Here is a 13,787-nt window from a genome sequence, read left to right on the forward strand (position 1 = left end):
ATCAGGAGGAACCGTGTCCGACCACCCCGCCCTCGCCATCGGCACGTGGCTCGTCACCGGCCCGCCGGACGTCCGCGCCCTGCGGGCCCGGATCGCCGGGCTGCGGCCGCCGGTGCGGCTCACCGTGCACGACCCGGCGGCGGGCGGGGAGACGGACGCGTGGGGCGAGCTCGTCCGCGACGAGCTCGCCGCCTCCCGCGCGGACGACGGCGAGGCCCGGGTGCTGCTGGCCCGGCTCGCCGAAGGCCGGTTCCTCCTGATCGTGGTCGCTCCGGGGCCGGACGGGCCGGAGCGGTTGCTGCGGTGGCTGCTGGACCCGTCCGAGACGGCGGCTCCGGAGACGGCAGCTGCCGATCCGGCCGGGTTCGGTGAACTTCCCGCCGTCCTGCGCACCGGTTCCGCGCCCTCCGGGTACGCGGCGACCGTGCGCGTCGAAGCGGGACACCTCGCGTCCCGGCTGCGGGCCGCCGGGGTGTCCGCCGAGGCGGCGCTGGCCGCCGCCTCGGCGATCCTGCTGGCCCGCTGCGGCGGACCGGCCGAGGCCGACCTGCTGGTCGCGGGCCCGGAGCCGGTGGCCGTGCGGCTGGCGGTGGACGAGGCGGGCTCCGGTTCCGCCGCGCTCCGGGCCGCCGTGCGGGCCGTCGCCGCCGGCACACCGGCCGGACCGGAAACCCGGGCGGCGCTCGCGGTGGCCGCCGCCCCGCGGCGCGTGCCGGAGCGGATCGGCGCGTTCGAGGTGACGCCCGTCCGGGTCGCCGACGGCGTGAGCCGGCACGAGCTGCTGGTGCTGCTCGGCCCCGACGGGCTCGAACTCGACTACGACACCGGCCTGTTCGAGGAGGAGGCGGCGGAGGCGTTCGCCCACCGGCTGCTCGCCGTCCTCGCCGCGCTCCTCGACGACCGTCCGGTGCGCACCGTCACCGGTCTCGCGGAGCGCGAGCACGCCGAGCTCGGCGCCTGGTCGCGCGGCGCGGACCTCCCGTTCGAGGACACCTGTCTGCACACCCTCGTCGGGCGTCACGCGCAGCGGTCCCCGGACGCCGTCGCGGTCGTCTGCGGGGAGCGGGAACTGACGCACCGGGAACTCGACACCCGGGCCGCCCGCCTGGCCGCGCTGCTGCACCGCCACGGCATCGGCCGCGGTTCGCTGGTGGCGCTGATGGCCGGGCGCAGCGCCGATTCGGTGGTCGCGATGCTCGGCGCGCTGAAGGCCGGCGCCGCGTACCTCCCGATCGAGCCGACCCACCCGGCGGAGCGCATCCGCCACATCCTGCGCGACTCCGGCGCCCTGGCGCTGATCGCGGACGAACCCCCTGGCTTCGACCTGCCGGTGCCGCTGATCCGCCCGGCCGACGCCGCCGGGCTTCCGGCCCGTTCCCCGCTGGTGCGGGTGACGCCGGACGACACCGCGTACGTCATCTACACCTCCGGTTCGACCGGCGCGCCGAAGGGCATCGCCGTCCACCACGGGGCGATCGTCGCCTCCACGGCCGCCCGGGCCGCGGCCGGTCCGGCTCCCGGGCGGGATCTGGTGCTGCCGCCGCTGTGCTTCGACGGCGCGGCGGGCGGCATGTTCTGGGCGCTGGCCAACGGCGGCGCGGTCGTTCTGCCGACCGAGACCGAGGCGCACGATCCGCACGCCCTGCGCGGCCTGCTGGAGCGGGCCGCCGTCACCCACGTGCATGCCGTGCCCTCGCACTACCGGATCCTGCTGCAGGTCGCGGACCCGGCGGCGCTGGCCCGCCTGGCGATGGTCGCGGTCGGCGGCGAGCCGCTCACCGCGGACCTGGTGGCCGAGCACCTGCGGCGCTGTCCGGGTGCCCCGCTGTTCAACGACTACGGGCCGACGGAGTGCGCGGTGTGGGCCACCACGCACCGGTGCGGGCCCGCCGAGGCGGCGGGGGCGACGATCCCGATCGGCCGCCCGGTGCCCAACTACCGCGTCCATGTGCTCGATTCGCAGCTGCGGCCGGTGCCGCCGGGGGTGGCCGGGGAGATCTTCCTCGGCGGCCCGGGGGTGGCGCTCGGCTACCACGGCCGGCCCGCGCTCACCGCGGAGCGGTTCCTGCCGGACCCGTTCGCGCCGGGCCGCCGTCTCTACCGGACCGGGGACCGCGGTCTGTGGTCGCCCACCGGCCGGCTGCTCATCCTCGGGCGGGTCGACCACCAGGTGAAGGTGCGCGGGTACCGGATCGAGCTGGGCGAGGTCGAGTCCGCGGTGGGCCGGCATCCGGCGGTCGCCGAGTGTGCCGTGCGGCTGCACGGGCAGGGCGCGGCGGAGCGGCTGGTGGCGTTCGTGGCCCTGCGGCCCGCGGCGCCGGACGGCGGGGCCTCGGGCGCCGCCGGTGCGGCCGCCCTGCTGCGCCGGGCGCTCGCCGAGTCGCTGCCCGCGCCGATGCGGCCGGACCACATCGTGGTGCTGCCCGCACTGCCCCGGACTCCGGGCGGAAAGATTGACTCACAGGCGCTTCGGGGCATGGCGATCTCCGGCACGCGGAATTGACGTCCGACCGATTCGAACAAACGAACAAACAGCGGCGCCGCAGGCAGCTGGAAGGTAAAGTGATGGATCGGGACGAGCAAAGCCCGAGGGCCACAGCCATCGACCTACCCCGCGCCAACCTGCTTCATGCAGGGAACCTCACTGACCGTTGACACTACGTCAGTTGACGGAGTCAGGTGCCAACCTGGGTATGGACATGACAGCTTGTCCATTCTAGGATCCCTTTTCGGCCGCGCATCCCACGCACCGTGGAGGATTGGCTCCGATGCAGCAAAAGGCTCTCTCCCCGACGTCCGGCCTTTTCACCGAGGAAACCCATCGCAATGGCCGCGACATATCATTTCGAATTCTCGGCCCCTTACAGGTCGTCATTGGCGGAAACACCGTCCGGGTCGGACGGAACCGCCAGCTGACCGTCCTCGCCGTACTCCTGCTCAACGCCAACAAGATCGTCCCGGTCAGCTCGCTGATCGACGCCGTCTGGCGCGCCGAACCACCGGCCACCGCCGACAAGCAGATCCAGACCTGCGTCTGGCGCCTGCGCAACGCCTTCGCCGCCGCCGGCGCCCCGGTCGACCTGATCGAGACCGAACAGGGCGGCTACCGCATCCGGCTCGGCGCCGAGGACCTCGACGCGGACGCTTTCGAGAAGACCGTCCGGCGGGCCCGCGACCTCGCCGCCGCCGGCCACCTGGAGGACGCCGCCGACGAGTACCAGAGCGCCCTCGCGCTCTTCCGCGGCCAGCCGCTCGCCGACCTCTCCGGCCCGCTCACCTACACCGTGGCCGCGCACTGGGAGGAACGCCGGTTCGCCGTCCTGGAGGAGTGGCTGGACGTCGGGCTCGCGCTCGGCCGGCACGCCGAGCTGATCAGCGAACTCAAGCCGCTGGTCGCCGAGTTCCCGATGCGCGAGCGGCTCTGCGCGCAGCTGATGACGGCGCTCTACCAGTCCCAGCGGCGGGCCGAGGCGCTGCACGTCTACCGGGCCGGCCGGCACGCGCTGATCACCAAACTCGGCCTCGAACCCGGCGCCCGGCTCCAGGAACTGCACCAGCAGATCCTGGCCGGCGAGGGCGTGGCGCCCCCGCCCACCGCCCACCGGACCCCGCGGCCCGACAAGACCCCCGCCCAACTCCCGCCCCGGGTCACCGACTTCGCGGGCCGAAGCGACCTCTCCGAACGGATCGCCCGGGACTTACAGGCCGCCGGCGCCCCCCGGGTGATCGCCCTGGTGGGCTGCGCCGGTTCCGGCAAGACCGCGCTCGCCGTGCACGTCGGGCACAGCCTCCAGCAGCACTTCCCCGACGGCCAGCTCTACGCGGACCTGCGCGGCCAGTCCGAGCCGGTGCCCCCGCAGGAGGTGCTGCGCGGCTTCCTCGACGCCCTCGGCGTCCCCGTCCAGCGGATCCCCGCCGGACTCGCCGCCCGTGCCGCGCTGTTCCGCAGCGTCACCGCCTCCAAGCGGCTGCTGATCGTGCTCGACGACGTCTCCGAGAGCACCCGCTACGAGGCGCTGCTGCCGAGCGGCGAGAGCGCCGTCCTGTGCACCGGCCGCACCAGCCTGCTCAAGATCCCCGGCCTCACCGAGTACTGCCTCGACGGCCTGCCCGGCAACGAGGCGGTGGACCTGCTCGCCTCGCTCGTCGGCGTGGAACGGGTCTTCGCCGAGGTGGACAGCGCCCGGCGGATCGTCGACCTGTGCGGCCGCCTGCCGCTCGCCATCCGGGCCGCCGGCGCCCGGCTGCGCGCCCGCCCCCGGCACAGCCTGCGCAGCTTCGTCGACCGGCTCACCGGCAGCCGCGACCGGATCGCCGAACTCTCCATCGGCTCCCTGGACATGGGCGCCCGGCTGGCCTCCACCCTCGACCAGCTGCCGCTCGGCGGCTACCGGCTCTGGCTGCGGCTCAGCCTGTGCGAACTCGCCTCCATCCCGGAGTACGTGGCCTACGCCGTCGCCGACCGGCCGGAGGAGGACACCCAGCGGCTGCTCGACCAGCTGGTCGGCCAGCACCTGCTGACCGTCGCCCCCGGCGAGGTCGCCGACGGCCCCCAGTACGCGTTCAACCCGCTCGTCCGCGACCACGCCCGGCAGCGCGCCGAGGCCGAACTCGGCGCCGCGATCGGCCGGGACGTCGCCGAGCAGATCGCCGACGCCGTGTTCCACCGGCGCGAGCCCGCCCATGACAGCCACCGACCGTACCGCCGCCGCGAGGAGCCCACCGTCTATGACAGTCAAGCGGTCTGACCTCACGCCGGTCGAACCCGTCACCCCCACCGGGGCGCCGCCCGGCCCGCCCCGCCGCGGCTCGCCCGCGCCGGCCGCCCGCTGGGCCTTCCCCGTCACCGTCCTGGTCCTCGCCGCGCTCTGCGCGGCCCTGACCGCCTGGCAGGACCGGCTGCCCGCCCCGCGCGACGAGAACGCGCCCGCCCTGAGCTTCTCCGCCGCCCGCGCCGTCGACCAGGTCCGCGCGATCGCCACCGAGCCGCGCCCCAGCGGCTCCCCCGCCCACACCCAGGTCCGCGCGGACCTGGTCCGCAAGCTCACCGAACTCGGCCTGGAGACCCGGGTGCAGACCGGCTCGTCCGTCGCCCACATGCCCGACCTCTCCCCCACCGGCGCCGACTCCCGCTACGCCGGACTGCGGGTGGACAACGTGGTCGCCCGGCTGCCGGGCTCCGCGAACACCCGGCCCATCGCCCTGGTCACCCACTACGACTCCACCGAGGCCGGCCCCGGCGCCAACGACGCCGGGGTCCCGGTCGCGGTCCTGCTGGAGACCGCCCGCGCACTGCGCGCCGGACCGGCGCCCCGCAACGACGTCCTGTTCGTCTTCACCGACGCCGAGGAGAGCGGCCTGCTCGGCTCCCGGGCCCTGGTGGACGCCCCGGACTTCCTGCCGCCCGACGCGCTGGTGCTCAACTTCGAGGCCCGCGGCAGTCGCGGCCCCAGTCTGATGTTCGAGACCGGCCCCGACGCCGCCTGGCTGGTCGACACGCTCGCCGGCCACGTGCCGTCCGCCCGCACCAGCTCGCTGCTCGACGCCGCCTACGGCTACCTGCCCAACCTCACCGACTTCACCGTCTTCAAGCAGGCCGGCCACCAGGGCCTCAACCTGGCCTACCTGGACGGCTACACGGCGTACCACAGCGCCGACGACACCCCCGACCGGGTCGACCCGGCGACCGTCCAGCACCAGGGCGAACAGGCGCTCGGCCTGGCCCGCGCCCTCGGCTCCGCCGACCTCGCACACCCGCCCTCCGGCGACTCCGTCTACTTCCAGGCGGCCGGCCTGTACCTCGCCTACCCGGCCGGCGCCGCACTGCCCGCCGCGCTCGCCACCGCGGCCCTCGGGCTGTTCCTGCTGCTGCGGCTGCGCGCCCGGGCGGGCCTCTCGCTCGCCCGGACCGCCGCCGGGCTGGCGCTGGCCCTCGGCCAGCTGCTGCTCGCCGCCGGCGCCGCGTTCGCGCTGGCACCCCTGGTGGCCTCCCGGCACGCCGAGTTCGGCGCCTACGGCGACATCGCGGACCACGGCCTCGCGCTCGCCGGGTTCCTGCTGCTCACCCTCGCCCTGGGCGCGGCCGCCACGCTGCTCGCCCGGCGCCGGATCGACGCCCGCCACCAGGCCGCCGGGGCGATCGCGCTCTGGGTGCTGCTGGCCTGCGCCTCCGCCGTCGTCCTGCCGGGCGGCAGCCACGTGTTCACCTGGCCCGCGCTCGGGCTGGTCGCGGCCGCCGCCCTGCTCACCTCCCGCGCCGGTGCGACGGTGGCCGGACGGGTGGCGGGCGCCGCGCTCGCCGTCCTCCCGCTCGGCCTGCTGGTCGTCCCGCTCGTGCCACTGCTCACCGACGCCCTCGGGCTCGGCCTGGTGGCCGTGCCGGTGGCGGTCGCGGCCCTGATGACGGCCCTGCTGCCGCCCGTCCTGCCGCCGCTGCCCCGGCGCGCCCGGCCGCTGGTTCCGGCCGCGGCGGCGCTCGTCGCCGCCGCCGTCCTCGCGGCCGGTGCGCTGATCCCGCCGCCGCAGCCGTACCGGGAACGGGCGAACGCGCTGTACCTGCTGGACGCCGACCGGGGCACCGCCACCTGGCTGAGCGACTCGCCGCCGGACGCCTGGAGCGACCGGCTGCTGCCGGACCCCGATCCGGTCTCCGTCGCCGACCTCTGGCCCGGCTGGCGCGTCCCCGTCCGGCGGGCCGGGGCGCCGGTGCTGCCGCTCGCGGCGCCGGAGGTCACCGTGACGCCCGTCCCGGGCGGGCCGGGGGACGGGCGGCGGGTCTCCGTCCGGGCGGTGTCGAAGCGCGGCGCCCCCGAGCTGGTGCTGCTGGTGACGGGCGCGGCGGTGCGCGGCTACGCGCTCGACGGCGTGCCGGGGTGGCACGCGGACACCCCGGCCGGGAACCCGCCGTGGGAACTGTGGATCCACCGGGTACCGGCGGAGGGCGCCGGGCTGCTGCTCGACCTCGGGCCCGGCCCGGCCACGCTGAAGGTCATCGACCGCACCCCGGGCCTGCCCGCACCGGACGGCACACCGCTCGCCGGGCCGCGCCCGCCGGCCCTCGGCGTGGCCGCGTTCGGCGAGGCGGCGATGGTGTCCGTCACCCGCTCGCTGGACTGAGCCCCCGAAACACACCGTGGCCCGGCCGCCGACTTCGGCGACCGGGCCACGGTGTACCCGCGGGTCAGGAAACGGCGCCCGGCAGCCGGGCGGCGACCTTCTCGGCCGCCGTCTTCACGTCGGTGCACACCTGCGGCGTCATCGCGGTGGTGCGCCCGAGGCGCAGCTCGATGCTGGAGTGCTCGCCGCTGTCCAAGAACACCTTGCAGACGCCGTTCAGGGCGCCCATCAGCATCACCGCGGATTTGCCGTGGAACTGCAGTTCCGTCCGGGTGCCGTCGCCGGTGGCGGCGTCGGCGAGCGGGCGGTCGTCCAGCATCAGGGTGAGGGTGCCGAAGCGGTACTTGTAGGAGGAACAGCCGCGGTCGCTCAGCCCGCTCACCGAGGGTTCGCCGAGGCCGAGTTCGACGGAGACGGGCCGCAGCATCTGGCAGGCCGGTGGCTCGTCGGGGTGTGCCTGGTCGGTGGCGGGCGTGGCGGTCGAGCAGGAGGCCAGGGTCAGGGTGGCGGCGGCGACGGCTGCCGCGGTGAGGACGTTCCGGGCGCGGGGACGGTCCATGGGGTGGTTCGCTCCGATCTGTCCGGTGAGCGGGTGGGAGGTTCGTGCGGGTCAGCGTTCGAGGACGGCGCAGGCCCAGTGCATCCCCCGGCCGTTGGCCGCGAGCGCGACGAGGTCGCCGGGCGCGAGTGCGCCCGTCTCCTCCAGCCTGGCCAGGCAGAACAGGTGGTCGGCCGCGCCGAAGTGCCCGTTCTCGGCGGCGGTTTCGGCGTTGGTGCGCTCCAGCGGCACGCCGACCAGTGCGGCCTGTGCGGCGAGCACGCGGGCGTTGTCGTTGAGCAGGACGAGCCGCGCGAGGTCCTCCTCGGCGCAGCCGGCCCGGCGGCAGGCGCGGTGCACGGCGCGGGCGGTGCGTTCGTCGATCTCCTCGGCGAACGCGGCGACTTCCTCGGCGTCGTTGCCGAAGTGCTCGACGACGTCCCACGCGTCGCGCACGGCGGGTGTCTCGGTGCCGGGCGCGAAGGGCCGGCGGGCGCCGCCGATGTCCATCCGGAAGAAGTCGGCGTAGCGGCCGTCGCTCTCCGCGTAGGAGGCCCGCCAGCGCAGGCCGGGCGCGCCGCGCACGGCGAGGGCCGCGGCGGCGCCGTCGGAGAACAGCAGCGAGTGGGTGTCGAGGCGGTTCCAGTAGGCGTCGACGGTCCGGTTGGCGCCGATCACCAGCGCGGTGCGGTAGTCGGGGTGGGTGGCGAAGCGTCCGGCCACGGTGTCCAGGGCGGTGACGCCGCCGACGCAGCCCTGGTCGACCAGCACGGCCTCGGCCCGGCTCAGACCGAGGGCCCACTGGACCCGGGCCGCCGCGTCCCAGTACAGGTGGTCGGCCAGGTCGGTGAGGGCGACGACGAGCAGGTCCACGTCGCGCGGCTCGACACCCGCGAGGGCCTTCGCGCCCGCCTCGATCGCCAGGTCGGTGACGCTCACCTCGGGCCGGGCCCGGTGGATGTGCCGGTAGCCGTAGCCGAGGACGCGCTCGACGTCCTCGGTGTATTCGGCGACGACGTCCCGGACGGCGGCCTTCTCCCCGGTGGCGACGCCGAAGGCGGTCAACCCGTAGTCCACTGGCACTCCTCTCCTGGTCTGGTTCATTCGGTGAGTTTGGCGAGTTGCTGGGGGTCGCTCAGGCCCTCGGCGACGGTGCGCAGGAACGCGACGGCGTCCCGGCCGTTGACCACCCGGTGGTCGTGGGCGAGGCCGAGGGTGACGACGTTCGCGGCCACCGGCCCGTCGTCGGACGGGACGAGGCGGCGCACCGGGCCGGCGATCGAGACCATGCACAGCTGGGGCCACATCACGATCGGCCGGACCAGCAGCACGCCGGGTTCGAGGTTCAGCGAGACGGTGAGGGCGCCGCCGGAGAGCTCGCCGGCGGTGAACTCGCCCCGGTAGGCCTTGAGCCTGAACTCCATGAGGTCGTCGGCGAGTTCGGCGAGCGGTCGGGCGGCGCAGTCGCGCAGGACGGGCGTGTAGAGGCCGTTCCCTGTGTCGACGGTGACGGCGATGTCGGCGCGTTCGGCGAGTTCCACGGTCCGCTCGTCCAGCAGGGTGCCGAACAGGTGCGGGAAGGCGGGCCGGGCGGCGGCCACCGCCCGGACCAGCAGTTCGGGCAGGCCTACCTCGGCGTCGGTCTCCTCGGACACCGCCCGGAGCCGTTCCAGCGCCGCGTCCACCCGCACCTCGACGGCGGCGAACGCGGCGGGCACCTCGCGGTGGGCCCGGGTGACGACGGCCGCGGTGCCCTGCTGGACCCGGTCCAGCCGGTAGGTGCGGTCGGCGGGCGCGGCCGACTCCGGTTCCTCGGCCGGGAGTTCGGCCGGAGCCGGTTCGTCCTGCGGCGCGGCGAACAGTTCGGCCAGCGGCTCCGCCACCCCGAGTTCGCTGCCGGTCTGCGCGAGCACCCGCAGGTACCCCGACGCGGGGGCGGTGATCTCCTCGACGGCCTTGGAGGTCTCCACGTCCAGCAGTGGCTCGCCCTCCTCGACGTACCCGCCGTCGGGGACGTGCCACTCCAGGACCAGGTAGGCGGTGTCGTTGTTGTTGAGCTTCGGCATCACCACCGGCACCCCGGCGAGCCGCCCGGCTTCCTCAACAGCCTCCGGCCTCAACGGAGTTGGCGTGACCTCGGGCAGCGCCCGGCCCAGCTCCGCCGCGATCCGCGCCGCCCCGAGCAGCACCTCGGCCTCCAGGTGCGGCGCGGTCGGCACCACCGAGTCGGCCGAGGAGAGCAGCAGCACGGGGGCGCGCAGCTCCGCCCACGCCTGCCGGTGGATCCGGGCCGCGACGTCGGCGCCCCAGGTGCCGCCCTCGGTGCTCTCCTCCGCCACGGCAACCAGCCGGGCGCCGGTGATCAGCGGCAGCACCGGCTCCAGGTCCAGCGGGTGCAGCCGTGCCGGGACCAGCAGGTGGACGGTGGCGCCGCGCTCGCGCAGCAGGTGCGCGGCCTCGATGGCCCGGTGCGCCATGCCGCCCGGACAGAGCAGCACGACGTCGGCGGGGCCGCCGTCCGCAGGCGCGACGTGCGCCCATCCGGCCGGGCCGCCGAGCAGTTGGAAGGCGAAGTGCCCGTCCACCACGCCGTCGCGGTACAGCCGGCGGGTGTAGAGGACCTTGTCCTCGAACAGCATCGACGGGCCCCGGTCGAGGCCCTCCTTCAGCAGCGCGTACGGGTCGTGGAACGGCGTCGTCTCGTACAGCGCCAGGTTCGGGATGCCGAGGAAGTGCTTCTGCACGCTCTGGCTGTGCGTCGGCCCGTAGCCGCGGTTGCCGCCGACCGGGCAGCGGACCACGACCGGCATCGGCACCCGCTCGCCGTACATGGTCACCGACTTGGAGATCAGGTTGAGCACCGGGTCGAAGGCGAGCGCGGCGAAGTCGCCGAACATCATCTCGACCACGGCCTCGTCGCCCGCGAGGGCCAGCCCGCCGGCGACGCCCGCGATGCCGCCCTCGCTCAGCGGTGTGGTCAGCACCCGGTCGGGGTGGCGGGTGGACAGGCCGCGGGTCGCCTTGAAGGCGCCGCCGTAGGGGTCGAGGACGTCCTCGCCGAGCAGGTGGAGGGTGGGCCGTTCGTCGAAGAGCCGGTGCAGGGCCCGGTTGAGCGCCTCCACTACGCGGGGTGCGGGCCCGGTCATGACGCCTTCTCCCGTCCGTCGCGGGCGAGCACGTCGCGCAGCGCGCGGACGGAGCGGCAGGCCCGCGCCTCCCGGGCGGTGAGCCGCAGGCCGTACTCCTGTTCCACCCGGGCGACGATCTGCACCTGGGTCAGGCTGGTCCAGGCCGCGGTGGTCGCGGCGCCGGTCTCCTCGGTCACCTCGGTGGCCGGGATCCGGAGCACGTCGGCCACCAGGTCGGTCAGTTCGGTCATCGGTACCACCCAGCTCCTCGTGTCCGGTGTCATGCCTGCGCGTCGGCCGTGCCGGGGCCCGCCGCGGTCCACACGGACGGTGGCCGCGCCTCGACTTCGCGGGCCATCTGCTCCAGGTCGGCGCGGATCAGCTCGTCGAGTTCCCGGAACGGCTCGCCGAGCCGTTCGGCCAGCTCCCGGTGCCAGTCGTCGACCCACAGCGCGGCCACGTCCGCGTCCGGCCGGGTGTCGTCGCCCTTGCTGTGCGGGCCGAGCCGGCGGGTGGTGAACTGCACGACGGCGGGCCGGTGTTGCTCCCGTACGCGGCGGACCAGCGGGGCCAGTCGAGCGCGGATCGCGGGGATGTCGTGGCCGGTGATCTCCAGGAAGTCCAGCCCGAACGCGGCGGCGCGGTCGGCGATGCTGCCCGCCAACTGGAGCTCGGTGGGCGTGGATTGGGCGATCCCGTTGTGCTCGACGATCACCAGCACCGGCACCTGCCACAGCACGGCCATGTTGAGCGCCTCGTACACCGCGCCCTCGCCCCAGGTGCCGTCGCCGGTGAACACGGCGGCGATCCGGCCGTCCCCCACCCGCTTGCAGTGCAGGCCGAGCCCGACGGCGAGCGGCAGGCTCTCGCCCTGCACGCCCGTCGACAGGTAGCGTCCGCGCCGGATGTGCTGGCTGCCGCCGACGCCCGAACACACCGCGCCCGCACGGCCGGTGATCTCCGCGAGCAGGCCGGCCGGGTCGCGGAACAGCGCCAGGTAGTGGCCGTGGCCGCGGTGGTTGCTCAGCACGAAGTCCTCGGCCAGCAGCGGCGCGAGGGCCACCGGGACGTACTCCTGGCCGAGGCAGGTGTGGGTGGTCCCGTTCAGCCGGCCCTCGGAGAACATCCGCAGCAGCAGCGTCTCGAAGTGCCGGATGCCCAGCAGCGCTTCGAGGTCCTCGGCGTCCGGCACACCCGCCGGCGACGACGTTTCAGCGGTCATGGCGCGACAACTCCCGCGAACTGGGCGGCCCGGACGCCCGGACGGCCTCGACGACATGCACTCCACCTGCGCACCACTTGATCGGCCGCCACGCTAACGGCCGCCGTTCTCAATCCGGTTCACGAACCGCTCTCACCGTGCCGACCCCGGCTCTCCGGCAACTCTCACCCCGATCTCAGCCCGTTGCGCCCGCCGTGAGCGGCCGCCTTAACTGATCGGGCGGCGGCGCGCCGGCAGCGGTCCCACCTGCCGGCGCGCCGCCGCCTCCGGTCCGCCCCGCCGATCCGTAGGAGTCAGCAGATGCCGCCCTCCCCCCAGGTGCTCGTCGTCGGCGCCGGCCCCACCGGACTGGCGCTCGCGGCGGAGCTCGCCGCCTTCGGCATCTCCTGCCACGTCGTCGACAAGCGCGCCGGCCGCAGCCCGCTGTCCCGGGCCTGCACCGTCGAGCCGCGCACGCTGGAGCTGCTGGACATGCGCGGGCGCGCCGACGACGTGCTGAAGTGGGGCCGGGAGTGCCCGCACCCGCCGCTCGGCAACGAGGACGGCCACCTCGACTACGGCCTGCTCGACACGACTTTCCCGTTCAGCCTGTCCATCCCGCAGACCCGGACCGAGGAGGCCCTGCAGCTCGCCGCCGAGAAGGCCGGCGCGGTGCTGCTGCCCGGCACCGAGCTGACCGGGCTGCGCCAGGACGACACCGGCGTCGAGGTGGAGCTGACCGGCCCGCACGGCCCGCGGGTCGAACGGGCGCGGTACGTCGTCGGCTGCGACGGCGTCAACAGCACCGTCCGGCAGGTGATCGGCGTCGAGTACGACGGCTGGCACTACGACGAGTCGCTGATGATGGGCGACGCCCGGCTGTCGAACCCGCCGGGCCCGGCCGAGTACGCGCGGATCACCCGGCGCGGGATGGCGGCGCTGTTCCCGTTCCAGGACGGCACCTACCGGGTGATCGTGCTCGACCGGCAGAAGTTCTCCGTTCCCGCGGACGAGCCGCTGACCCTGGAGGACCTGAGCGAGAGCTGCGCGGCCGTCCTCGGGACGGACATCGGCCTGCACAGCCCGCTGTGGCTGTCGCGTTTCCGCAGTTCGCAGCGGCACGCGAAGCGCTACCGGGTCGGCCGGGTGCTGCTGGCGGGGGACGCGGCGCACACCCACATCCCGTCCGGCGGGCAGGGGTTGCAGACCGGTATCCAGGACGCGTTCAACCTCGGCTGGAAGCTGCGGGCCGTCCTCGCCGGGTGGGCGCCGGAGGAGCTGATCGACAGTTACGAGGCGGAGCGGCACCCGATCGCGGCGGAGACGCTGCGCAAGACCGACCTGTCGTTCCGCTTCGAGACCTCGGACAGCGCGACGGCCCGCCTGATGCGCCGGGCCGCCATGTGGTCGATGCGGATCCGCCCGGTGCACCGGCTCAACGTCGAGCACCTGTCGGGCCTGCGCCTGCGCTACCCGTCCGGCGGGCAGGGCCGGTGGGCCGGCCGACGCGTCCCGGACCGGCCGCTCGCCTCGCCGCAGGGCCCCCTCTACGGGCTGTTCCGCGACGGCGGGTTCGTCCTGCTCGGCACCGACAACTGCCCGCCGGCCGCCGCCCCGTGGGCGGACCGGCTGCGCACGGGCGTGCTCGCCGAACCGCTCGGCGGCGGGTGGCCCCGGTACGTCCTGGTGCGGCCGGACGGCTACGTCGCCTGGGCCGGGCCGGTGGCGGACGACGGGCTGGCCGCGGCACTGCGCCGCTGGTGCGGTACGCCGGCGCCGGCCGCCCGCTGATCCGGGCCGGGAG

General features: G+C 75.1%; 9 protein-coding genes. 4 read left to right on the top strand and 5 right to left on the bottom strand.

Translation table 11 applies throughout. The features are described from left to right. Nucleotides 1-13 precede the first annotated feature (13 nt). The 3 genes from ACFYST_RS31400 (at nt 14) to ACFYST_RS31410 (ending at nt 7,116) form a co-directional block, all read left to right on the top strand. On the top strand, nt 14-2,503 hold the full coding sequence (locus tag ACFYST_RS31400) for an amino acid adenylation domain-containing protein (protein ID WP_387867248.1): 2,490 nt from the start codon (nt 14-16) through the stop codon (nt 2,501-2,503). A gap of 265 nt (nt 2,504-2,768) precedes the next feature. Continuing rightward, nucleotides 2,769-4,748, top strand: coding sequence for a BTAD domain-containing putative transcriptional regulator (locus ACFYST_RS31405; RefSeq protein WP_387867250.1), 1,980 nt, complete (start codon nt 2,769-2,771; stop codon nt 4,746-4,748). Beyond that, complete coding sequence (locus tag ACFYST_RS31410) at nt 4,729-7,116, top strand: M20/M25/M40 family metallo-hydrolase (RefSeq protein ID WP_387867253.1); 2,388 nt, start codon at nt 4,729-4,731, stop codon at nt 7,114-7,116. Before ACFYST_RS31405 ends, ACFYST_RS31410 begins: the two co-directional genes overlap by 20 nt. A 64-nt stretch (nt 7,117-7,180) precedes the next feature. On the opposite strand, the gene ACFYST_RS31415 is transcribed toward ACFYST_RS31410, so the two are convergent. The 5 genes from ACFYST_RS31415 to ACFYST_RS31435 are packed head-to-tail and all read right to left on the bottom strand — an operon-like array spanning nt 7,181 to nt 12,004. Beyond that, the gene (locus ACFYST_RS31415) at nt 7,181-7,675 is read right to left on the bottom strand and encodes a hypothetical protein (protein WP_387867255.1); all 495 of its coding nucleotides are present in this window, start codon (nt 7,673-7,675) and stop codon (nt 7,181-7,183) included. Between the two features lie 51 nt (nt 7,676-7,726). After that, nucleotides 7,727-8,758, bottom strand: coding sequence for a 3-oxoacyl-ACP synthase III family protein (locus tag ACFYST_RS31420; RefSeq protein ID WP_387867258.1), 1,032 nt, complete (start codon nt 8,756-8,758; stop codon nt 7,727-7,729). Continuing rightward, entirely contained in the window at nt 8,755-10,800 is a 2,046-nt protein-coding gene (locus tag ACFYST_RS31425) for a 2-oxo acid dehydrogenase subunit E2 (RefSeq protein WP_387649114.1), read from the bottom strand. Before ACFYST_RS31425 ends, ACFYST_RS31420 begins: the two co-directional genes overlap by 4 nt. Next, on the bottom strand, nt 10,797-11,033 hold the full coding sequence (locus tag ACFYST_RS31430) for an acyl carrier protein (protein ID WP_387649111.1): 237 nt from the start codon (nt 11,031-11,033) through the stop codon (nt 10,797-10,799). The genes ACFYST_RS31425 and ACFYST_RS31430 overlap by 4 nt, the downstream gene beginning before the upstream one ends. Before the next feature lie 29 nt (nt 11,034-11,062). After that, nucleotides 11,063-12,004 (bottom strand): thiamine pyrophosphate-dependent dehydrogenase E1 component subunit alpha, encoded by a 942-nt coding sequence (locus ACFYST_RS31435; RefSeq protein WP_387649108.1) that lies wholly within the window; start codon nt 12,002-12,004, stop codon nt 11,063-11,065. 300 nt (nt 12,005-12,304) lie between these two features. Between ACFYST_RS31435 and ACFYST_RS31440 the strand changes: the two genes are divergently transcribed. Further along, a complete protein-coding gene (locus ACFYST_RS31440; protein ID WP_387867260.1) occupies nt 12,305-13,774 on the top strand; it encodes an FAD-dependent monooxygenase in 1,470 nt (489 codons plus the stop codon). Nucleotides 13,775-13,787: the final 13 nt, after the last annotated feature.

This window comes from Kitasatospora sp. NPDC004614 (genome assembly GCF_042873675.1).
Lineage (GTDB): Bacteria > Actinomycetota > Actinomycetes > Streptomycetales > Streptomycetaceae > Kitasatospora.

What these genes read in the sequence shown, in the direction of transcription:
- ACFYST_RS31420 (WP_387867258.1), bottom strand. Translation starts at nt 8,758, where the DNA reads ATGAACCAGACCAGGAGAGGAGTGCCAGTGGACTACGGGTTGACCGCC.
- ACFYST_RS31410 (WP_387867253.1), top strand. Translation starts at nt 4,729, where the DNA reads ATGACAGTCAAGCGGTCTGACCTCACGCCGGTCGAACCCGTCACCCCC.
- ACFYST_RS31440 (WP_387867260.1), top strand. Translation starts at nt 12,305, where the DNA reads ATGCCGCCCTCCCCCCAGGTGCTCGTCGTCGGCGCCGGCCCCACCGGA.
- ACFYST_RS31430 (WP_387649111.1), bottom strand. Translation starts at nt 11,033, where the DNA reads ATGACCGAACTGACCGACCTGGTGGCCGACGTGCTCCGGATCCCGGCC.
- ACFYST_RS31425 (WP_387649114.1), bottom strand. Translation starts at nt 10,800, where the DNA reads ATGACCGGGCCCGCACCCCGCGTAGTGGAGGCGCTCAACCGGGCCCTG.
- ACFYST_RS31405 (WP_387867250.1), top strand. Translation starts at nt 2,769, where the DNA reads ATGCAGCAAAAGGCTCTCTCCCCGACGTCCGGCCTTTTCACCGAGGAA.
- ACFYST_RS31415 (WP_387867255.1), bottom strand. Translation starts at nt 7,675, where the DNA reads ATGGACCGTCCCCGCGCCCGGAACGTCCTCACCGCGGCAGCCGTCGCC.
- ACFYST_RS31435 (WP_387649108.1), bottom strand. Translation starts at nt 12,004, where the DNA reads ATGACCGCTGAAACGTCGTCGCCGGCGGGTGTGCCGGACGCCGAGGAC.